The sequence below is a fragment of the Bacillus sp. XF8 genome, assembly GCF_017498755.1.
GTDB classification, from domain to species: Bacteria; Bacillota; Bacilli; order Bacillales; family Bacillaceae_G; genus Bacillus_A; species Bacillus_A bingmayongensis.
The window spans coordinates 117415-138503 of the sequence record NZ_JAGDQK010000016.1 but is presented as its reverse complement, the minus strand read 5'-3'; the positions used below and the strand labels follow the sequence as shown (position 1 = coordinate 138503).

The 21089-nt window shown below is 33.5% G+C and carries 21 protein-coding genes and 5 pseudogenes; all 26 read left to right on the top strand.

The genetic code is table 11. From position 1 onward, the window contains the following. Nucleotides 1-2361: hypothetical protein (locus J4P91_RS10900; protein ID WP_207994148.1), on the top strand; the 2361-nt coding region annotated here is incomplete at its 5' end. Nucleotides 2362-2431: 70 nt separating this feature from the next. Then, nucleotides 2432-2866: an SseB family protein gene (locus tag J4P91_RS10895; protein ID WP_207994147.1), complete on the top strand. Its 435-nt coding sequence runs from the start codon at nucleotides 2432-2434 to the stop codon at nucleotides 2864-2866. A 60-nt stretch (nucleotides 2867-2926) separates the two neighbouring features. After that, a complete protein-coding gene (locus tag J4P91_RS10890) occupies nucleotides 2927-4192 on the top strand; it encodes a WXG100 family type VII secretion target (RefSeq protein ID WP_207994146.1) in 1266 nt (421 codons plus the stop codon). 18 nt (nucleotides 4193-4210) lie between these two features. Next, nucleotides 4211-4729 (top strand): hypothetical protein, encoded by a 519-nt coding sequence (locus J4P91_RS10885; protein WP_207994145.1) that lies wholly within the window; start codon nucleotides 4211-4213, stop codon nucleotides 4727-4729. Nucleotides 4730-4787: 58 nt separating this feature from the next. Continuing rightward, nucleotides 4788-5051: pseudogene (locus J4P91_RS10880) on the top strand (hypothetical protein); the annotation flags it as partial. Next, nucleotides 5044-5601, top strand: a pseudogene (locus J4P91_RS10875) (RNA 2'-phosphotransferase). The pseudogenes J4P91_RS10880 and J4P91_RS10875, both read left to right, overlap by 8 nt. Nucleotides 5602-6035: 434 nt before the next feature. Beyond that, complete coding sequence (locus tag J4P91_RS28840) at nucleotides 6036-7040, top strand: hypothetical protein (protein ID WP_243763800.1); 1005 nt, start codon at nucleotides 6036-6038, stop codon at nucleotides 7038-7040. A gap of 12 nt (nucleotides 7041-7052) precedes the next feature. Continuing rightward, the gene (locus J4P91_RS10865) at nucleotides 7053-7493 is read left to right on the top strand and encodes a hypothetical protein (RefSeq protein WP_207994143.1); all 441 of its coding nucleotides are present in this window, start codon (nucleotides 7053-7055) and stop codon (nucleotides 7491-7493) included. A 400-nt stretch (nucleotides 7494-7893) separates the two neighbouring features. Continuing rightward, nucleotides 7894-8187: a hypothetical protein gene (locus J4P91_RS10860; RefSeq protein WP_207994142.1), complete on the top strand. Its 294-nt coding sequence runs from the start codon at nucleotides 7894-7896 to the stop codon at nucleotides 8185-8187. Between the two features lie 292 nt (nucleotides 8188-8479). Next, on the top strand, nucleotides 8480-9424 hold the full coding sequence (locus tag J4P91_RS10855; RefSeq protein ID WP_243763799.1) for an ADP-ribosyltransferase: 945 nt from the start codon (nucleotides 8480-8482) through the stop codon (nucleotides 9422-9424). Between the two features lie 9 nt (nucleotides 9425-9433). Next, nucleotides 9434-10459: an ADP-ribosylglycohydrolase family protein gene (locus J4P91_RS10850; RefSeq protein ID WP_207994141.1), complete on the top strand. Its 1026-nt coding sequence runs from the start codon at nucleotides 9434-9436 to the stop codon at nucleotides 10457-10459. 381 nt (nucleotides 10460-10840) lie between these two features. Next, a complete protein-coding gene (locus J4P91_RS10840) occupies nucleotides 10841-11233 on the top strand; it encodes an immunity 22 family protein (RefSeq protein WP_207994140.1) in 393 nt (130 codons plus the stop codon). Between the two features lie 436 nt (nucleotides 11234-11669). Continuing rightward, nucleotides 11670-11798: pseudogene (locus J4P91_RS29400) on the top strand (pre-toxin TG domain-containing protein); the annotation flags it as partial. Nucleotides 11799-12017: 219 nt separating this feature from the next. Next, nucleotides 12018-12665, top strand: coding sequence for a CdiA family toxin C-terminal domain-containing protein (locus J4P91_RS29395; RefSeq protein ID WP_307802532.1), 648 nt, complete (start codon nucleotides 12018-12020; stop codon nucleotides 12663-12665). 18 nt (nucleotides 12666-12683) lie between these two features. Continuing rightward, on the top strand, nucleotides 12684-13052 hold the full coding sequence (gene cdiI / locus J4P91_RS10830; protein ID WP_207994138.1) for a ribonuclease toxin immunity protein CdiI: 369 nt from the start codon (nucleotides 12684-12686) through the stop codon (nucleotides 13050-13052). Nucleotides 13053-13498: 446 nt separating this feature from the next. Next, complete coding sequence (locus tag J4P91_RS10825; RefSeq protein WP_207994137.1) at nucleotides 13499-14086, top strand: hypothetical protein; 588 nt, start codon at nucleotides 13499-13501, stop codon at nucleotides 14084-14086. 27 nt (nucleotides 14087-14113) lie between these two features. Further along, a pseudogene (locus tag J4P91_RS10820) lies at nucleotides 14114-14200 on the top strand (HNH endonuclease family protein); the annotation flags it as partial. Nucleotides 14201-14278: 78 nt separating this feature from the next. Then, nucleotides 14279-14635, top strand: a complete 357-nt coding sequence (locus tag J4P91_RS10815; protein ID WP_307802531.1) for an SMI1/KNR4 family protein — start codon at nucleotides 14279-14281, stop codon at nucleotides 14633-14635. Between the two features lie 372 nt (nucleotides 14636-15007). Next, nucleotides 15008-15844, top strand: a complete 837-nt coding sequence (locus tag J4P91_RS28835) for a zincin-like metallopeptidase toxin domain-containing protein (RefSeq protein WP_243763798.1) — start codon at nucleotides 15008-15010, stop codon at nucleotides 15842-15844. A gap of 14 nt (nucleotides 15845-15858) precedes the next feature. Continuing rightward, on the top strand, nucleotides 15859-16347 hold the full coding sequence (locus J4P91_RS10805; protein WP_207994135.1) for a hypothetical protein: 489 nt from the start codon (nucleotides 15859-15861) through the stop codon (nucleotides 16345-16347). Between the two features lie 389 nt (nucleotides 16348-16736). After that, complete coding sequence (locus J4P91_RS10800; RefSeq protein ID WP_207994134.1) at nucleotides 16737-17651, top strand: hypothetical protein; 915 nt, start codon at nucleotides 16737-16739, stop codon at nucleotides 17649-17651. A 15-nt stretch (nucleotides 17652-17666) separates the two neighbouring features. Then, complete coding sequence (locus J4P91_RS10795) at nucleotides 17667-18008, top strand: hypothetical protein (protein ID WP_207994133.1); 342 nt, start codon at nucleotides 17667-17669, stop codon at nucleotides 18006-18008. A gap of 560 nt (nucleotides 18009-18568) precedes the next feature. Continuing rightward, nucleotides 18569-19033, top strand: a complete 465-nt coding sequence (locus J4P91_RS10790) for a DNA/RNA non-specific endonuclease (protein WP_207994132.1) — start codon at nucleotides 18569-18571, stop codon at nucleotides 19031-19033. A gap of 22 nt (nucleotides 19034-19055) precedes the next feature. Continuing rightward, nucleotides 19056-19511, top strand: coding sequence for an immunity protein YezG family protein (locus J4P91_RS10785; RefSeq protein WP_207994131.1), 456 nt, complete (start codon nucleotides 19056-19058; stop codon nucleotides 19509-19511). A gap of 455 nt (nucleotides 19512-19966) precedes the next feature. Continuing rightward, complete coding sequence (locus J4P91_RS10780) at nucleotides 19967-20254, top strand: hypothetical protein (protein ID WP_243763797.1); 288 nt, start codon at nucleotides 19967-19969, stop codon at nucleotides 20252-20254. A gap of 46 nt (nucleotides 20255-20300) precedes the next feature. After that, a pseudogene (locus J4P91_RS10775) lies at nucleotides 20301-21079 on the top strand (hypothetical protein). Nucleotides 21080-21089: the final 10 nt, after the last annotated feature.

Genomic DNA, 21089 nt, shown 5'->3' with positions numbered 1-21089 from the left:
ACTACCGGAGGCGGTGGAACTACTGGAGAAGGTGGAACTACTGGAGAAGGTGGAACTACCGGAGGCGGTGGAACTACTGGAGAAGGTGGAACTACCGGAGGCGGTGGAACTACCGGAGGCGGTGGAACTACTGGAGAGGGTGGAACTACCGGAGGCGGTGGAACTACTGAAGGCGGTGGAACTACTGGAGGCGGTGGTACTACAGAGCCAGAGAAACCAGACCCAACACGCCCGGTAATAACAGTATCACCGAAAACAGGTGATATTTTGGTTGAGTGGTACGCTGGAAATGGAACACGATATTCGTCAGTATTCTTTAATGATTATTATGGCAGTCAAAAAGGACAGGATTCAAATGCATTAAATGGTCTGACTAAATATTCTAAAGAAAAGAATGACTGGACGCTTGTTAGCCAATTGAATACGCCATCAGAAGCAAAGACGATAGCCGAACATAAGTTAGCATTAGATAATTTAGACCAAATTCTGAACCCATCAAATAAAGACTATTCCAATCATAGAGAGTTATTCTATCTCCGTAATCAAATTAATTTACTGAATGAATCAGTTGCAACACAAGAAGAGTTACAAACATATTTAAGGGAAAAGCAGAAAGAGCATATTCAATCAGTTGCAGAAAAAGTGTATCAAACAGCAGTAGATGAGGAACAGATTTGGTTAGACACAGGGGATACAGCATCTTTAGAACAAGCTTTAAGTAAATATTATTTAATTACATCGGTTCTTGAAGGTATGGATCCTAAATTAGTGGAGGATGCAAATCAACGTGTAGAGGAGATTTTCAATAAGCTGCTCCAAGAAGAATTGAAGAACATGAACATTCAAACAACAGTGACGGTATCTACAACGGGAACAGAAGAAACTTCAAAAGAAGCTGCAAAAGAAACTGGTAGTAAGGAAGAAACAAAAACAAAAGAAGATAATACGACAAAAACAGAAGCAATTGAAGCGCCTAGTGAGCAAGGGACAAAAGAGGAACTGGTGAAAGGAAATACTGAGGGCAAAGACAGTAAAGACAGTAAAGACAGTAAAGACAGTAAAGACAGTAAAGACAGTAAAGACAGTAAAGACAGTAAAGACACTGTAAATACTAAGGAAGAAAAGGATAACAAAGGCACGAGTGATCAAAAGAAACCAGAAAAACCAGATCCAGTTCATCAAGTAATTGAGCAAATTGAAACATACTTAAATCCTGAAAGTTTACAATATGAAAATGCTCTATTATTAGCAAATCAATGGATTGATGTAGCAAAAGATGAGCAACAACAGAAACTAAATCAGCAATTTAACACAGCTGTAGAGGGACTTCGAGGACAAATGAAAGACCCTAACGTTTCCGCTACAGACGCTCTAAAGAAAGCGAATTTGTTAGCTGGTACAGCAAGAGTAGAAAAATCTGTTCAAGATGAAGCAAAACAATTGTTGATGCCACTTATGTTTGAAAAGAAGGCAAATGAGGCAGCAGATAAAGGGGAATATTATACAGCTGTATTAAATATAGCGAATGCAATCCGTACAAAACATCCATTAGAGCGCTCTAGAGAAGAAATGGTAAGTTATGCGAATAAACTGTGGGAAAATACAGAGAGCGACTGGAATGAAATGAATGGAACAACAGACTGGCAAAGTATGGTAGAGAAGACTGTGCTACCATCATACACATTACTCGCACAGTTAAAAGATATCGATAAAACAATTGGACAAATTAGTGGCATGAGCATGATTGATCGAGCTTCTAAAAAAGTAGAAGGAATTCAACTTATCCAAGTAGCGAGTGGTGAAGCAAATAAAGAAGGACAAGAGTCACTTTATAACGCTTTACATTATTATGGTCAAGCAGCTTCTCGTGGTGTTATTGAAAAAAATGGATTTACTAAGGTTGCTAATGATGTATTAGAAGTAGCAAAACAGGAAGAAGAAACTAATTATCAACAAGCTTTAAACATCTATCAAATTCTATATAAAACACCGGGAATTGAAATAACTGGAGTTAAAGATCAAGTGAAATATGCGATTGATTATTTGGGCACATTTGATGCGGCAAAGAAAAAAACGGAGAAAATAGCAACTATTGAAGATGTAGCTTCAGTAATTGAATTAACATATCAATCAATGAAACTAGGATATCAACAAACTCCTGCAAAGAAATTGATGAATGAGTACTCTACTCTTATGTTGGAGACGGGTGAAAAGGCCTTTAAAGAAAATAAATTTGATGCAGCATATAAGTGCGTTGAATTTTTAACTCGTGACCAATATGCAACTGTAATTGACGAGAATACACGTAAAAAGGCGATGGATAAAGCAAACGAAATTAAAGCCATGGATGCTAAAAAGTAAATATTTGTGAAGTTCGCCATCTTATCTCAGGTAAGATGGCGAACCTATTCTCATTAAGGAGTGAAAGAGAATGAGTTTACTAGAAATTTGTGCGTTAGATGAGGCGCTAGTAGAGGCATTACAGAATGAAGAAAAAAGGGGCCGCTTTTACGATATTTTACAAAAGTCTAACTTATATGTTGTCGCTTCTGTAGAAGGGGATACAAATACGGATGAAGACGGCAATTTGATTTCTACAGAAAATACACAATTGCAAATTCATTATTTTGAAATGGAAGAAGGCTTAATGTTACCGCTCTATTCTGACTTAAAGCATTTAGAAACGGTGATTCCAGAAGAATGTCCGTATGTTTGTATGAATGCTGTTGAATTATTCCAGACAGTAGATTTAGAGGCAAATGTGATTTTAAATCTAGGAACACCATTTCAAAAATTGTTTGTAAAAGAAGAAATCGAAGCCATTTGTGATGGGAGTATCTTTGATATTTTTTCTAAAGAAGTATAAGCAATAATAGATGCAGTTCTTGCTCTTTTTGATATAAAATAGAGGAAGGTGGGAGAAGGTTTGGAGATTAAAGTCAAACCCGAACAACTCGAACAAATTGCCAAAAACATCTCAGAAATGCAGAGACACAGTCAAAATGTACAACAGAATCTCAATCAAGCGATGTTCAGTATTCAAATGCAGTGGCAAGGAGCAACAAGTCAGCATTTTTATGGGGAGTATATGAAATCGACGAAACTAATGGAAGGGTATATACATAACTTACAAGAAACAGAAAAAGATTTACGGCGCATTGCCCAAAAGTTTCGTCAAGCAGATGATGAATATCAGAAGAAACAAGCAGAAAAAGTAAAAGAAAAACCGAAAAAGGAAAAGAAAGAAGAAAAATCGTGGTGGGAAAAGGCACGCGATGAAGCAGCGGAATTTTTAGGTGTGAATGATGCCATCAGAGCAGTTACAGGAAAAGATCCTGTCACTGGCAAAGAGCTTTCTACAAAAGAAAGACTCATTGCGGCAGGGTGGACGGCTCTGAACGTTATTCCGATTGGAAAAGTCGTCAGTGTTGGTGGAAAAGTAATTAAGTATGGCGGAAAGAAGGTCGTAGAAGCAGTAGAGAAAGGCGGAAAAGCCCTTCTTGATGGAGCGAAGAAAGTGTCAAGTAAGCTACAAGAAGGTGTATCCTTTGTCGCTTCTAAAACTAAAAGTCTCGTTGATAAAGTAGGAGACTTGTGGAATAAAGGGAAGACAAAAGTTAAAAACGACTTTATAGAAGCTGGTAAGGAATTCCGTTATGCAATCAAAAAATTAGGAGAGTATGTACCGAAATTCGGTAGAGGGCCTTCTCTTGCAATGGAAGGTGTAGGCGCCGTTTCTGGTGGAGGAAAGCAGTCTCTGAAAGATGATGTAATTCAGTTTATGAAAGAGACTGGGGAGAAGGTTTTTGGTAGTGGTGAGAAGGATAGTGTTAAGGGAGCCAGCCTGCCTAAGGTGGAAATTACTCACCCATTGAGTGATGTAAATAAAAAGCATATAAATAAGCACAATGTTGATTCACTTAAACAGCAAGCGAAACATCTGACTGATGAGCAATTAGAAAAGAAACTTAAAAAGAATTCTTATTTCAATCCTAAATGGTCTAAAGAAGAAATTAATAAGTATTCTGAAATTGCATATAATGATTTACGTCAACAAGGAAAAACTGGTGAAGTGACTTATGAAATAGCGGGAGAAAAATTAAAAGTGTTTATACATCCTAATGGTTCTTTTGGATCCGTTTATGGTCAATATAAGTTTACCGTTGATGAATTTAAGAAACTATTAAAATAAAAGAGGTGCACGTACAGTATGTTTGAAATTAAATATAAGCTTTTTGTTGACGAATATGATTCAAATGCAGGTATAAAGGGAACAGAAGGATATTTTTCATTAATAATAGGCAATGAACAATATGGGGATTATCTAGATGAAGAAGTTGATGATTTTTTGGTTTCAGTATATTGGTCTTTTGTTTATCTTATTGAAGCTGCATCCACGTTGAAAAATAATAGTACAGTTTATATTAGTGATATAGAAACTCCTAAAACTTGGCTAGAAATAAAAAAATCTAGTGATAACAGTATGCTATATTTCAGTGAAATTGAAGCACAAAAGCAAGAAGGTATGAGAGCAGTGGAGCCCAAAATGAGTGGGGATATTTATTATACGGATGACGAATTAAAAAATAAAAATGTTACGACTAAAGCTTTTTTAGATGAATTATTAGGGAAATCCAGAGAATATTTAGAAGATTTAAAAGTGTTAAATGACGGAGAGAATCATAAATATATTTATGAACTAAAAAAATTATTATCTAGTCTGGTCTAAATAAAAGACTCATGAAAAAAGGAACTGACCCCAATCAGTGGGATAAATATAAAAAAACCTGTTGGAATCAGAGCAAGCTACTAGCATATACCATGGTATGAAGAAAAGATATCCTAATCGCAATTTGATTCCTTTTGCTAAAAGAGTTGATAATGACGATACTGCGTGTTTTGAAATTGGCAAAGGAAGTAAGGTTCAACTTATCCATGATTTTACTTCTGAAGGTTTTGAACAAAGAAAAGAATTTAGTGATTTTTGGGAGTGGATTGAAGTTGCTATGAAAGACATGATTGATTACAATCGGAGTGAAGAAATTGAATGAAGAAAAATTCTATACAAATTTGAGTAAAGAAATTTGATATGCTTTACGTCATGCCCCATGGGAATATGAATTAGAGTTAAACGAGAGTGGATGGGTTTCTGTAGACCAATTGTTGAATGCTCTTAATCAATCAAAAGAATGGAAAGATGTAAATTTAGATGACTTGAAAATAATGATAGAAAAATCGGAGAAAAAAAGACATGAATTAAAAGAGAATAAAATCCGTGCAATGTATGGACATTCTATTCCTATAAAAATTGTTAAAGAAGAAGCTAAGTCGCCTAGATACCTTTATCATGGAACTTCTTCCCGATTTATAGACTCTATTGAAGCGAATGGTTTGCTTCCAATGTCTAGGCAGTATGTTCATCTTTCAGAAGACCTTGAGACTGCAACTTTAGTAGGAAGAAGAAAAGGTAATCATCTTATTATTTTGATAGTAGATACTGAAAAAGCTCAAGAGAAAAATATTAAGTTCTATTTAGGAAACGAAAAAGTTTGGCTAGCAGATGAGGTTCCTAGTGAATTTATCTCAATTTATAAAGGTTGATATTGCCTATTTTGCTAGATTCTAAGGGTGAAGAAAGAAGTATTTAAAAGAACAAGATTAAATGTTAAAGCAAACGGTGAGCATGCTAAGCTAAAAAGTTGTTGAGAAACACTTAGGAATTAGCTATCTTGTGGTTTTTTCAATTATCAATCAAGAAACATATTCACTCTATAATGTTATTTGTTGAATGTTTTGTCTATACGATCTGAACTGGAAGATGTTATTAGTCTTCCAGTTTTTTATTGAACTGAAAAAAATATATAATAAAAAAAGAAATATAAGATAGTTAGAAAAACGATGAAAAATTGTTTAGAAGTTTTAACTAGCAAATAAATTTTTATATGTAAACACCAATATCAGGGTATATACAGGTAAAGGACCCTATCACAGGCAAAAAATCCAAAGAAAGACTCATTGCGGCAGGGTGGACGCTTTTGAACGTTATTCCAGTTGGAAAAGTGGCAAGCCTTGCGGGAAAAGCAATTAAGTATGGCGGAAAGAAGGTCGTAGAAGCAGTAGAGAAAGGCGGAAAGGCCCTTCTTGATGTAGCGAAGAAAGTACCAAGTAAAGTAAAAGAAGGCGTAACCTTCGTTGCTTCTAAAACTAAAAGTCTCGTTGATAAAGTAGGAGACTTGTGGAATAAAGGGAAGACAAAAGTTAAAAACGACTTTATAGAAGCTGGTAAGGAATTCCGTTATGCAATCAAAAAATCAGGAGAGTATGTACCGAAATTCGGTGGAGGGCCTTCTCTTGCGACAGAAGCTGCAGGCAAGATCCCTAGTGGAGGAAAGAACCTGCTGAAAGGTGCTTATCAGTATGTGAAGGATACTGGGGAGAGGGTTTTTGGTAGTGGTGAGAAGGATGTTGGTAGAGAAGTAAGTGGTGCTGGTGATAGTGTAAGAAAAACTGGCATAGGTAAAACTGGTGAAGGAATACCTTTAGAAGAGGTAAAGCCAGATGTACTTAAACAGATACATGCTGATGATAAGGGAGCATATGGATATTTACCAAATGAAGGTACTGCATATCATAAACCGGAATATGATTTTACAAATGTTGAATGGACAAAAGAAATGCAAAATATAAGAAAAGATTATCTTGAAGCATCTAAGCAATTAGAAAGTAACATAGAAAGAATGACATCTGAAGGATTTTCTAAAGAAGATATAGCTAGAAATGTTGTAGAATCACGTAATCAGCAAAAAATTGCAGCAAGGGGAGATATGACTGCTGAGGAGAGCGCTGGTTTAGAGGAAAGAAATATTAAAAAATACGGTAATCCAATAGGACCAACAGCTGATAGTATGTTTAATAAGATAAAAGATTCATACATTGATAAAGGAATTTATGAATCAGATGAACAAGTATGGAAAATTATAATTCAAAAATCAATGCAAAAAGATGATGTAATAAATACACTATTAGGATTAGTGCATTAGGAGGGGGAACTTATGATAATACTGAATAATTACTCTAAGACTGGGACATATATTATATTAGAACCTAGCGGATATTCAATAGTTGAAAAAGATAAAGTACAGTTGGTTAGACAAGGCGTAGGAGGATTTAGTGAAGATGGACAATTGTTAGGGATTTATGTTGATTCAGATAAATTCTTTTTTATACATAATGAGAAGAAATATGAGGCAATTCCTGATGAGATAATCTGTATAAATGCGAGAACAGATGATGGGAAACGTAACTTTAAAGTTAAAATAATGGATAAGGTTGTATGTAATATTACATATAAACCATATATAAGTCCATTTGTTTTAACTTTTGGCGATGATGAGGATGAATTCGATTTTTTACTATACCTAAGCAATTTGATGTTAAGTAAAGATTCCATTTTAAGCTTTATTAATGGAATGAAGAGATTAAAAAAATCTTAAGAAGTTATAACATGAGGAGTATAATTTTACTGCGAAAGTATAAATTATCTGAATTCATAAATTGAATTTTAAATAGAAAATAATAAACTCACAAAATAAAGAAGATAGTTTACTGCATAATAGTAAATAATGCAGTAAGGAGTAACCAAAAGAAAAAGTAAATATATATTATAATAATGAAAAGAGTTAATGTTTTTGATAACGAAATATTAACTCTTTTTTTCGTCTGAAAATAATTAAGGAAGTTGAGATAAAAAGATCAGTCTGATTAAAATGGGAAATATAATGAAGCATAAACAAGAGATTGGAGTCAAAAACAGATTGATGATATTTTAAATCATAAGACACCAAAATTTAATAGCAAATCAATGCAAGGTTATGATTAAAGGGCGTAGGAAAAATGAAAAAATATCCTGTAATTTATATGACTGCTATAGATGATTCAAATAGAAATAAATATATATCTTCAATAAAAACAGTAATAAAGTCACCTATAGGAGAAATAAAAAATAGTTTGCCTGTATTAAAATGTGATTATATTAGTTACCTAGAGGAATTAGAAGTTTTGTATTCATTAGGAATCCAATTTAAATTACTTGGAGCCACTTTGACTATTTTTGAAGATGGTAGAGAAATATCTTTAGTAATAGTAAAAAATCAGATTGAATTACATAAAAAAATTTGGAACAAATAGCTGAAATGGATGAATAAAATTGAAAGATGATTTTTACCTATAAAGAAAAAAGTTAAAAATTAGAATAAGAAAAGGTTTAGTCTAAAGAAAGACCTTACCAAAGTAACTACTTTGAAAAAAAGAATACTGTGTTTTTTGATATTTCACTAGATTCTACAGAATAAGAAAAAATTTAATTTGAGTGCTGAATAAAATATTAATTCACATTGTAATAATAGATTTGATAAAACAAGGAATATAAATTGGAAAAGCCGCGAGCCTTGCTGGAAAAGCAATTAAGTATGGCGGAAAAATGGTCGTAGAAGCAGTAGAGAAAGGCGGAAAAGCCCTTCTTGATGGAGCGAAGAAAGTGTCAAGTAAAGTAAAAGAAGGTGTATCCTTCGTCGCTTCTAAAATTAAAGGTTTAGTAAATAAAGTAGGAGATCTGTGGAATAAGGGGAAAACTACTGTTAAAAATGTTTTTGTTCAAGCAGATAAGAAAGTTCGACATGCAGTTAAAACTTTAATGGAGTTTGATTTTAATTTTGGTAGAGGACCTTCTCTTGCAACACGAAGTGTAGGCGCAGAATCTCGCTCTTTGAAAGATACGTATCAGTATATGAGAGATACTGGGGAGAGAGTTGTTGGTAGTGGTGAGAAGAATGTTGGTAAGGGAGTTAGTGAGGCTAAGCAAACATTAAGTAATGTAGAAGAAGCTCATCAGTGGGGAAGTAAACATTTTGATAATTGGATAGAATCATTAACTGAGAGTGAAAGAAAAGCTATTAGACAGTATACGGGGAGTGATTATAGCAAAATTAATAATTACCTTAGAGGAATCACTGATTCTTTGGATGGTATAGGATTAAATGTAATTGATGATATTAAAAGAGGTCTAAATAAGGCGAATGTTCCGCACGGTATACAAGTATATCGTGGAACTGACCTAAAACCATTTAAAAATCTATATAAAATAGACGATGAAGGTAAAATTATTGTAGACTCTTTAGTAGGAAAAACAATTAAAGACAATGGATTTGTTAGTACTGCGATGGTGAAAGAATCATCTTTTGGTCATATGAATGTTTCTTGGGAAATTAACGTCTTTAAAGGATCTAACGCTGCATACGTAGGTAAGATTAGTCAGTTCCCTGGTGAAGCAGAATTACTTTTAAATTCAGGACAAGAAATGATTATAAAAAGTGCAAGTGTTGATAGTGCTGGAAAAATACATTTAGTTTTAGATTTATTAGGGTAGGTGACAGAAATGGTTGGTAGAAGAATGATTGATAGATGGGAAGATGATAACAAGTCTTTTCTTAGTTTGAGTATTCAACAAAGAGTTTTACCCACAATATATGGAGGAATTATTGGTGATCTTTTAGGTGTTCCAGTTGAATTTAGGAAAAGAGATACATTTTATATAGACGATGTTAGTGGCTACGGAACCTATAACCAACCACCTGGAACATGGTCAGATGATACTTCTTTGACTTTGTGCTTAATCGAAAATTTAATAAAAGAAGAAAGCATAAGTTGTTTAATGGGGAAATTTGTTAAGTACAAAAAGGAGGGGTATTGGACTCCTTTTGGAAAAATGTTCGATATTGGAAGAACTACAGATGAGGCTATTATTCGCTTTGAGGAAGGATATCCGCTAGAAAAATGTGGTGGGAAAGCTGAGTTTGATAATGGAAATGGCGCTATAATGAGGATAGCACCACTAGCTTTTGTACTATACAATGAGTTTAATTTTATAAAAAAAGTAGAAATGATAAAAAAATATACCGAGGTAACTCACGCTCATCCTCGTGCTATAGTAGGTTCTATTATTTATATTGAATGTTTGGTAAGACTTTATCATAATAATACTCCTCAAGAATCATTAGAAGTAGTTAAGAGACTATTTGATAAAAATTTTGATAAAAGTCATAAATACCAAGAAGAACTAAAGTATTATTCAAAGCTTTTTGAAAATGATTTTTTTAGTTTACCTAAAAGTGAAATATTGTCGGATGGATATGCAGTGCATACTTTAGAAGCTGCAATATGGTGTTTAGGAAATTCAACAACTTTTAAAGAGGCAGTTTTAAAAGCGGTTAATTTAGGCGGAGATACAGATACTGTAGCCGCAATAACAGGCACTTTAGCAGGTATGTACTATAAAATGAATGAAATTCCAAAAGAATGGTTAGGAAAAATAGTAAGAAAACAAGATATTGATGAATTGATAAAAAAATTCAATAAGTATTGTACAGACAAAGCGATTATTGAGGAGTATGGCAGTCTCTAAAAAAATAGTAAGGTGAAGAAAGCATTAAATAATAGGGTTTTATAATCCAACTATTTAAAGCTTTTTATTTATTATTATTTTAGGTGACTCCCTGTCCAGAGGGAATTAGTTAAATACTTATTAACGTAGGGATGCGAATATTAAAACTGAGGATTAATTCTTAAAAGAAATGAGAACTTTTACAAAAGATGTTGAATTTGTGAATCCACCTGGAGTTCACGGTGGAGAAGGATCTACTACAGCTCATAATCAAATACTACGTATTATTGATACGTAGTATTTGATTATGAAACTTTTGTTAAAAGATTAAATAATTGGGCAAGCAATAGATTAAAAAATGGGAAAATGGATTTACCAGAAGGATTAAGGAGGTAGTATAATATGAATGAAAAAGTATCAGTATGGATTGGGAATTTTGAGAGTAAAGCTGAGTTAAGAGGCTACATAAATATTGAATATACGGAAGACGGTGATAGTATATCCTCAATATTTGAAAAAAACTATAATTTAGATTATTACGATCGTGATTTGGTTGAAAAGAAATGGATTAGCAAACCGACAAATAATATTAGGGATTTATTGAAGGGCTTTTCATACTCTGATCAATTTATTAAACAATTTGATGTCATTAATCATGAAAAAGAATTTAATACTGCAATTCTGGTTTATAATCTTGAATATGACGTTCAAGAAACAAAGAGTAAGTATAATAATAACGAACTGGAATTTATCGGTGTTGCTCAATATACTATAGTTGTTGATGATAGATGGTAAATTTCTAAACGTAACAAAAGTAACTTGAAAAAATCCTGATTCTTTTTGTTAATTTCACGAATTAACTAATCTAAATAATTTTCCTTCTCGAGTAATTGAAGAAGTTCCTTAATGTCAGAATCACAGATAAAGCCATGGGTTTTATATAGTTTTTTATTAGATATTCCAAGCGGGATATGAGTATTTTACAAAAGCTTTAAGAATTATATTGTGAATGTTAACGGTAAGTGAACGAACAAAACGTTAGAAAAGTGAAATGATTGTTATCTAGTTTTATCGTGTTACCCGTTAAATTGTCTACACATTCCAAACTGGAAGATATAACTAATCTTCCGGTTATTTTTATTTAAATGAAAAATAGATAGAAGTAAATATAAATTATCTAGAAAAACTACGAAATACTATTTAAAAGTTTTATCAAGCGGCTGAGTTTACAGATGTAAATAATGCCATCAGATCATTGTCTGAGAAAGAATCCATCACTGGCAAAGAACTATCCACAAAAGAAAGACTCATTGCGGCAGGGTGGACGGCTCTGAACGTTATTCCGGTTGGAAAAGTCGTCAGTGTTGGTGGAAAAGTAATTAAGTATGGCGGAAAGAAGGGCGTAGAAGCAGTAGAGAAAGGCGGAAAAGCCTTTCTTGATGGAGCGAAGAAAGTGTCAAGTAAGCTACAAGAAGGTGTATCCTTCGTCGCTTCTAAAACTAAAAGTCTGGTTAATAAAGTAGGAGACATATGGAATAAAGGGAAAACAAAGGTTAAAAACGATTTTATAGAAGCAGATATGGCATTCCGTTATGCTATCAAAAAATTAGGAGAGTATGTACCGAAATTTGGTAGAGGACCTTCTCTCGCAATGGAAGGTGTAGGCGCCGTTTCTGGTGGAGGAAAGAACCTGCTGAAAGATGCGTATCAGTATGTGAAGGATACTGGGGAGAGGGTTTTTGGTAGTGGTGAGAAGGATGTTGTTAAGGATACGGGTAAAAATATTTCTTTTCGTTCAAGCCATGAAAAACATTTAATAGAGGTAGAAGATATAGTTAGAAGGAAAAATAAGGGGGTTGTTGGTGGACATAATTTAGATAACTTCGAAAAAGCATTTAGGGATCTTGGTTGGGACTTGAAGGAGTGTATTATATCTAAAAATGCTCATCCTTCTGTACCGGGAGTATATGAGGTGAAATATCAAATACCAGCAATTGATAGAGAGAGGAACGTTATTGCTGGTCAGTACAAAAATATACCTAATCCTAAAACTGTCTATGATCCGAAAGTTATTTCTGATAAACAAATGTTGGCTTGGGGCAGAGAAGCAATGCAGAATGGTGTTATAAATGGTAGAGAGATTACAGGATACGCTTCAAATGGCTTGAAATTTAAAGGTTTTATCGAAAATGGTGAAATTACAAACTTTTTCCCTACGCTAAAATAATTTTTGGGAGGATTTAAAATGCAAGAAAGTAAAAAAGAAAAATTGTTAAAACTTTATTATTCCCATATTGGAGATGGATATTTTTTAGATGCTTTAAATAATTTTAGCAACCGACAGGGTTTTGGTATTGAGGATATTTGGTGCGTATTTGCAAATGAATACGAATCGTGGGAAGAAGACTTTTTCGGTGAAACTGGTGTTGCTTATTATTTTGATTACCCTGCTGTTGACAAAGACGAAGTTTTAACTTTAGATGAGGCGTCGTTCTATAAATACTTGTTAGATGCTAGTGAAGATTATTTAACTCGAAATTCAACAGATGAACAAAAGGTCAAAATATATCTAAAAATAATTAAAAATAAATTGAACATTACGCAGATTAAATAGAGTTGTAGGTAAAAGAGAAAGAACGATAATTAGATGATATGACATTTTAAGCTTACAAAGTAAACATAGGATTTGCCATGAATCACTAGTATATCTAACAAAAAAGCACTTGATTGTCTTTTAGACAATAAGTGCTTTTTGGCGTTTAAACATAGAATTTAAAAGATTCATTATAATTTTATAAGTGTACGAAGTGTTAAAATTTTAATGCAACTTGTATAGTTTGTAACGGCTATTTACAGTGTATAACGGTAAATTGTAAAGGGGATCAAGATAACAACTAACCTTGGATTATTAGCATAAAGATAAGATGAAGAAATTACTTTTAATCTAAATATAGTACAATTGTTGTAGGACAACAAAAATACTTTGCTTGACCGTATGAGGCTAGCGAGTGAAAAGCAGAAAAATTCAGAAATGAAAAGATGTATCAGCTTGGCGGAAAAATGGTCGTAGGAGCAATAGAAAAAGATGAAAAAGCTTTTCTTGATGGAGCGAAGAAAGTGTCAAGTAAGTTACAAAAAGGTGTATCCTTCGTCGCTTCTAAAACTAAAAGTCTGGTTAATAAAGTAGGAGACTTGTGGAATAAAGGAAAAACTACTGTTAAAAATGTTTTTATTCAAGCAGATAAGGAATTCAAACATGCAGTTAAATCCTTGTTAAAATATGAGTGGATTCCTGGAAGACATGCCTTTTCGGTAGTAGGTGGAGGGAAAATCGGAGGATCGCACTCTCTGAAGGATGCTTATCAGTTTATGAAAGGAAGACTCCCACGAACAGATGGTAAGTGGGTTGGAGAACCTGGTAATGGAAAATGGTACTCTCATAAAGAGCCAGTAAAGAAGGTAACTGGTGGAAAGCCAGTTGAATTTAAAAATGATAGACCTAATTGTATCCCATGGTCAAAGGGTACAATTAAATTCAAACCAGGGCAGTTAAATGGTACAAGGAAGGATTTTGATTTAGTTTATGCAAAAATAAGAAAAATTAAAGGATTGAAATCAAATAATGTAGCTAAAGAATGGCTGAGGTAGAAAAAACTAACTCCACATCATAAAAGCGATATAGAGATAGAATTGATTCCGACTGATTTGCATGGTAATGTCCCACACATTGGTTCAGCATCTGATTTAAGAGGAGATAAATAAAATGACGAACGAGAATTTAAATCAACTTCAAAAAAATTAAAAGAACTTGTTGACAGTGAGTATAGTGTCGGAAATGTTATAAATGAAAGTGAAATCAAAAGATTTGAAAGGGAAATGAATATAAGTTTATCAGCTGAATATAAGGTTCTATTAAGTGAATACTCGAAATATGTGCTTAAAGATAATTTTTATTTTAGAGTTCCAGAAAAATGGCCATGGATTTCAGAAGATGGGTATGAAGAAGTTGAAATTTTTTATGGATTGAATTCGAGTGAAATTGATTTAAGAGTTAAAATTGAACAATATGATATTTTAATTACTTGGGGAATGATTCCAATTGGAAATCTTCCTGGTGAAAATCAACTCTGTCTTGGGATAAAGGGAGAAGGGAAAGATAAAATATTTATTTGGGATTATGAGGGGCTGATGAATTAAGGCCTTTTTATAAAGTATCAGATTCATTTTTGGATTTTTTAAACTCGATGGAATATAATGAATCAGAATTAGATGTAGACTTGGATGATATAGAAATCTTTATAGATGAGGATTTGTTAAAAGATTAATTTGTAGTATAAAAGTTAATTTTAAGCTATTAGAGGATGTGCAATGCATGTCCTTTTTTATTGAAATCTTTTATTATTTAAATAATAAAAAGGGGAAATTACTGTGTATTATCCAAAAGTTTCATTAGAGCACCGAGTTTATCGGTATAAACGATGCAATCATTAGAGCATTTACAGGTACAGAGCCACGTACAGGAAAAGAGCTATCACAAAAGAAAGACTCACTGCGGTAGGCTGGACACTTTTGAACGTTATTCCGGTTGGAAAAGTTCTCAGCCTTGTTGGAAAAGCAATTAAGTATGGCGAAAAAATGGTCGTAGGAGCAGTAGGGAAAGGCGGAAAAGCCCTTCTTGATGGAGCGAAAAAAGTGTCAAGTAAGCTACAAGAAGGTGTATCCTTCGTTGCTTCTAAAACTAAAGGCCTGGTTAATAAAGTAGGAGGCCTGTGGAATAAAGGGAAGACAAAAGTTAAAAACGACTTTATAGAAGCTGGTAAGGAATTCCGTTATGCTATCAAAAAATTAGGAGAGTATGTATCGAAATTCGGTGGAGGGCCTTCTCTTGCGACAGAAGCTGCAGGCAAGATCCCTAGTGGAGGAAAGAACCTGCTGAAAGATGCGTATCAGTATGTGAAGGAGACTGGGGAGAAGGATGTTGTTAAGAAAAACAGTGGAGCTGATCTGGATTTTAGAAAAGTAAATGTTCAGATTAATGAGATTGGAGAAACCTTAGCTTCTCGAAAAGAAATTAGAGCATATAAAAAACAATGGGGAGAACAGGGCATCAAGGTTAATATAGATAAAAAAGGAAACGTTCTTCCAGAAAATGTGGAAGCAGCATTTGATTTTGTTAATGGGGAGATATATCTAAGGAAAAATCCGTCAGTTATAAACATACATCATGAGGGATTCCATGCAGAGCAGTGGTTAGATATAGGAAAAGAGCAATATATGAACCTTAGCAGATTGGAAAGAGAAGAATATGTATTTGAACAAGTAATGAAAAATAAACATTTATTTGATAAAGCTTCTATCGACCACTCAATAGAGTACATCGAAAGACTAAGATTAAAGTACAAATAAGAGGAGGAATTTATATGTCTTTAGATAAGTATAAAAACATGTCTGATGAAGAGTTTAAACAATTGTCTAATGAAGAATTTCAAGATTATATTAAGCTGAAGAAAGCAGATTTCTCTAGGCATTATAGAAAAATAAATGAAATTACTGTAGATGTGATATTAAGACCTGAGGAAGCAATAGCAATTGCAAAACAATACCATAAGAAAAATAACTTAGATGGAGTGGTTAATGAAGACATTCACCAACTTTTCTTTGATGAGGCTTATACATTCAAAATTGATAAAGAAAATAGAAATAATGATGATGTAAGAACGGCATGGAGAGTATTAGTAGATTTACCAGCAAACCCTTTTCTTATGGAGGACTATACATTGATTGTGTCTGATAAAGATAAAAAAGTGATGGGAATGCTTGATCCAAACGGACATCCAGTATGTAAAGGAAATGAATTTACGGATGAAGATATCGAATATATTATGAATGATGAGGATACTGAAGATTAATAAAATTATTAGTTTAGTATAGGGTTTTATAAATAGAATAAATCGTTATTATGCAATTTTGTGAGTTTCTCGATCATTGGTAAAGAACCATATCCACTTTACAGGGTTATTTAATGAAGCCTTTGTCTATATGATCTGAACTGGAAGATGTGAATAGTCTTCCAGTTTTTTATTGAACTGAAAAAATATATATAATAAAAAAAGAAATATAAGATAGTTAGAAAAACGATGAAAAATTGTTTAGAAGTTTTAGCTAGCAAATAAATTTTTATATGTAAACACCAGTATCAGGGTATATACAGGTAAAGGACCCTATCACAGGCAAAAAATCCAAAGAAAGACTCATTGCGGCAGGGTGGACACTTTTAAACGTTATTCCAGTTGGAAAAGTGGCAAGCCTTGCGGGTAAAGTAATTAAGTATGGCGGAAAGATCGTCGTAGAAGCAGTAGAGAAAGGCGGAAAAGCCCTTCTTGATGTAGAGAAGAAAGTGTCAAGTAAGCTACAAGAAGGTGTATCCTTTGTCGCTTCTAAAACTAAAAGTCTCGTTGATAAAGTAGGAGACTTGTGGAATAAAGGGAAGACAAAAGTTAAAAACGACTTTATAGAAGCTGGTAAGGAATTCCGTTATGCAATCAAAAAATTAGGAGAGTATGTACCGAAATTCGGTGGAGGGCATTCTTTTGCGACAGAAGCTGCAGGCAAGATCCCTAGTGGAGGAAAGAACCTGCTGAAAGATGCTTATCAGTATGTGAAGGATACTGGGGAGAAGGTTTTTGGTAGAGGTGAGAAGGATGTTGTTAAGGAAGGTAGTATAGCTAAAGGTAAAATTGATCCTTTAAGTAATCCTAAAATAGCAAAAGAGATCGAAGCGAACTCAGATGCTGTTTACGGATATTCCCCTAAACAAGAATCACCTATAGATAAATTTGGAATTGATTGGACCAATTCAGAGGAAGTTGCTTTTGCAAGAACTGAAAGAATAAAGTATCTTAGGGAATTAGAACAAAAAAGAAATCAGCTTACAAATGAGGTTACTAAACTTCAAAATGAAGGAATGTCAATTGAAGAAATTGCAGGAATGAAGGTTGAAAAGCGGAATTTGGATAGGATACAATCATATCTTGATTCCAATAATCTTGAAGGACTAAATGCAATGAAAGCACGGAATCTTCAAAAATATGGTAGGGAGGAAGGGCCTACACCAGAACAACTTTTTAAGAAATATGGTTCATGGGAAGATGTAATTTATAGTAGTACAAAATCAAGTCCAGCAATGGATGTATTAACTGGTCTGTATAAGTAACAGGAGGTTCTAATTATGATTGAAGAGAAAAAAAATCAAAATATAAGATGGTATGTAGATAATAATTTAAGAATCCGTATACAAGAAATAAGTGATGGGAAAGCAGGACTTTGGGTGACTCTTGATAAGAGAAATATTTGTTTTACAATGATTATGTACGATTTTATGGATTGGTGTGAGCGAGAGATAAGTATAAACTTGGAGGTCGATAAAAGTTGGAATAATCATAGAGGTTTTATTATAGAGAGTAGCGACCAAGTAATTGTTATATCGGAAATAAAAAGATTTATTACTGAATTTAACATAAAACCCAATGAAAATGCTGACCAATTTTTAGATGCTGAGTGGTATGCATAAACTTAACTCTTTAGTGATGTTATAAAATACTTAGACGGTAGCACATTTACCTAGATATTATCTTTCTTAAAAGAGAATCTAAGAGTTAATCCTCTGGATTCTCTTTTCTATTTTTTAAATTCCCCTATTTATTATCTTATTAGTTTTAAGTTTGTTTGAACCTTTATAAAAGTGTCAGTGAAGATTTAAAGCAGAAGATGGATGAAAAAAAATAGGCTGTTAAAAAGTACATACTTCATGATGGTTGTATCATCATAGAGTATTATGCGCAATGATAGAATAGAAAAAGAAGTACGAGCTTAGGCGAGATGACATTCTACTATGCGACGAACATAAAGACATAGGATGGACATGAAACTAACGAACTTGTAAGTTTTAACGTAGTAGTTGTCACGACATATAAAAGGCGTCATACAAAATTTACAAGTTTAATGCTACTTAAAAATAGATGAACTTAAAGCACTTGATTGCAACTAAAGACAACAAGTGCTTTTTATTTTGAGATTACAACATAGGGTACGGGTAAAAGTAGTGCGGAAGTAAGTGAAGTTAAAACATTAGTGGACAAAGGAAAACAGTTTACAAACAGAAGAAGAAATAGATTAAAGCTTGATATTAGGTATAAAACAGGAGAGTTTGACTATTTTTATGAAACCGATAGTCTTGGAAGAATTGAAAAATTTGAAACAGATAAGCTACAATTAACTGAAAGAGAGAAGGGATTATCACATAGTAAAAATACACCCGGTAAAGTAAAAGGACAAGACCATGCAGGACATTTGGCAGGGGATAGATTTGGAGGATCACCTAAAATTGACAATTTGGTTTCGCAATTATCTGATGTTAATTTGAAGGAATATAAGAAGATTGAAGAAAAATCGGCTGCAGCTTTGAAAGAAACCCCTCCCAAAGAAGTAACAGTTGATGTTGAAATAATTTATTCTGGAAATGATAAGCGCCCAAAGGAATTTATAGTTAATTACTCTATTGATGGTAAGTCGGACTTTCAAGTTATTGAAAATTAATCTAAGGAGTGAAAAAAGTAGTATGAAAGAATTTGAAGATAGATTTAGTGAATTACAAGCGGATATGATCTCCATATGTATGGAATATGTTGAGGATAGAGCGGATAAAGTGTATGTTTACGCTTCATGTGAAGAAAGTATTATTTCGAGCAGTTTCTTTTATTTGATTAATAATAAGTATGTAGAACGTCATAAAGTGAATGAGGCATTGGAGAATGGGGACGAAAGATATGATGTGTCTACAAAACGACAGTCTATGGTATTGCGCATAATATGTGAAGATATTAAAAAAGTAAAAGTACTGTGCAAAGAATATGAAAGAGACATGCCAACGGAGATGAAATTAATATATGATGTTAAGAGTGGCAACTTCAAAGCTGAATACAAGTATGATTTAGTATATACGAATGATGATATTAAAACAGTCAGTGATATTGCTGATGAGTGGTTTGAGGAGGTAAGAAAAAATAACCTTTAAAATGTTTACAGTAATAGATATATCTAAATTGAATTAATAACTCATGAAGGTTGTACCATTATAGAGTTATATAACCATGTTCTGCTAAGGAAATTAAACATGCTCGTTGGTTTAAAAATAGGATTAGTAATGAATTAATTTATATAGTTAACTATAAAGCACTTGATTGTCTATGAAAGGCAACGAGTGCTTTTTGTTTTAGCATAAAAATTACTAGATGTACTATAATTTTATACATGAAGTGCTATATTTGTAATAAGATAGTAAAATGTTTTTTTATAAATCATAGATGAAATATATCTTTAAAATTATATAATTGAAATTATAAGAGGAAAACCTTTAGAACGTATATTAGAGAACAATAACGCTGGTGAGGTTGTTTTACGTATAAATCTAGTGAAGGGCATCTTACGCGTCCAGGCAGTATAGGGCGTAATGTTAAGGGTGAAATTGACTTGGTTCATGATCACAAACACAAAATAAGTGACAAAGAACACGTTATTCATAATGACAGGCAAATGCGAGCTGAAAGAGAAATGCTCGAAGCTGAAAATGGAAGTCATGTTGTGACAATATCAAGTGACAAACCCGATTTAAATGGGATTCCTCCTAAGCCAAGACCAAGTGGGCCTTTGGGTAAGGATAGTGATGTTTACTATACTGATCCAAATAGCAGTAAAGTGACTCATAAATGGGAGAACAATTCACGTTTACCTGGTGGAGGTAGATGGAACAAACTGTGAATAAAAAATATTATGTGACTATTTTTTAGTATTAAGGGGGATATAAATGAAACCTGATTTTTTCACAATTACAATGTATCCTACAGTGTCTTTTAACGAAGAAGAGGTATTAGGTCGTCTTTTGGATGTGTTTGAGTCAAATGAAAAATTTGCCCCTACTCATTGGGGAAACTGTGAAACGGTACGGGTAGAATATAACCGTCAAGAAATTCTGGAAAAAGTAGTTTCAGAGCGTAGAGTATCAGAAGTTCACCTCTATCGTGATAAGTCTGTGAACTACACAGGACGTTTTCAAGTTAACTGGAGCCATCGTTCATTTTTGGAGTTTGAGTTTCATAAATCGATACCTAAAAAATTATGGTCTGCTTTTTTTGAGTTATCTGACCAAATCGCAGAAATTGCGAAACCAAGTTACGGAGTAACCCAAATTTTTTGGCCTTTATCATATCCGTGGAATACCGAACGTGAACGCTTACAGAAGTGGATGAATATCTCATCACTACCTATACCGGTTAGATTTCTTCCCAACGGTCCCTCGGGGCTAGGGGCTAGAACATATTTTGGAGGCCATATATTGGACATGTTTGGTAGAAATTTGTTGCTAAATAGCCCAGCTGTGGTATCTGAACTGGAGTGGGGGGGATTTGCATAGATCTTTTAAATAACCCATTACAGGCTGATAGTGACATGTTACTTGATAGTTGGTTACATGTAATGAAATACTTGGAACCAGCTCAAGCAATGGCTATACCGAGTTTTCATGAAAGTCGGATGGTTGAAACCTATTCTCCCAATGTTGCTTGGAAGGACTATCTGAAAAGCTAAATGAAAGGGG

Coding starts and splice junctions, on each gene's coding strand:
- J4P91_RS10785 (WP_207994131.1), top strand. CDS start 19,056: ATGAAAGAATTTGAAGATAGATTTAGTGAATTACAAGCGGATATGATC.
- J4P91_RS10850 (WP_207994141.1), top strand. CDS start 9,434: ATGGTTGGTAGAAGAATGATTGATAGATGGGAAGATGATAACAAGTCT.
- J4P91_RS10865 (WP_207994143.1), top strand. CDS start 7,053: ATGATAATACTGAATAATTACTCTAAGACTGGGACATATATTATATTA.
- J4P91_RS10885 (WP_207994145.1), top strand. CDS start 4,211: ATGTTTGAAATTAAATATAAGCTTTTTGTTGACGAATATGATTCAAAT.
- J4P91_RS10805 (WP_207994135.1), top strand. CDS start 15,859: ATGTCTTTAGATAAGTATAAAAACATGTCTGATGAAGAGTTTAAACAA.
- J4P91_RS10855 (WP_243763799.1), top strand. CDS start 8,480: ATGGTCGTAGAAGCAGTAGAGAAAGGCGGAAAAGCCCTTCTTGATGGA.
- J4P91_RS29395 (WP_307802532.1), top strand. CDS start 12,018: ATGGCATTCCGTTATGCTATCAAAAAATTAGGAGAGTATGTACCGAAA.
- J4P91_RS10895 (WP_207994147.1), top strand. CDS start 2,432: ATGAGTTTACTAGAAATTTGTGCGTTAGATGAGGCGCTAGTAGAGGCA.
- J4P91_RS10840 (WP_207994140.1), top strand. CDS start 10,841: ATGAATGAAAAAGTATCAGTATGGATTGGGAATTTTGAGAGTAAAGCT.
- J4P91_RS10795 (WP_207994133.1), top strand. CDS start 17,667: ATGATTGAAGAGAAAAAAAATCAAAATATAAGATGGTATGTAGATAAT.
- cdiI (WP_207994138.1), top strand. CDS start 12,684: ATGCAAGAAAGTAAAAAAGAAAAATTGTTAAAACTTTATTATTCCCAT.
- J4P91_RS10825 (WP_207994137.1), top strand. CDS start 13,499: ATGGTCGTAGGAGCAATAGAAAAAGATGAAAAAGCTTTTCTTGATGGA.
- J4P91_RS10860 (WP_207994142.1), top strand. CDS start 7,894: ATGAAAAAATATCCTGTAATTTATATGACTGCTATAGATGATTCAAAT.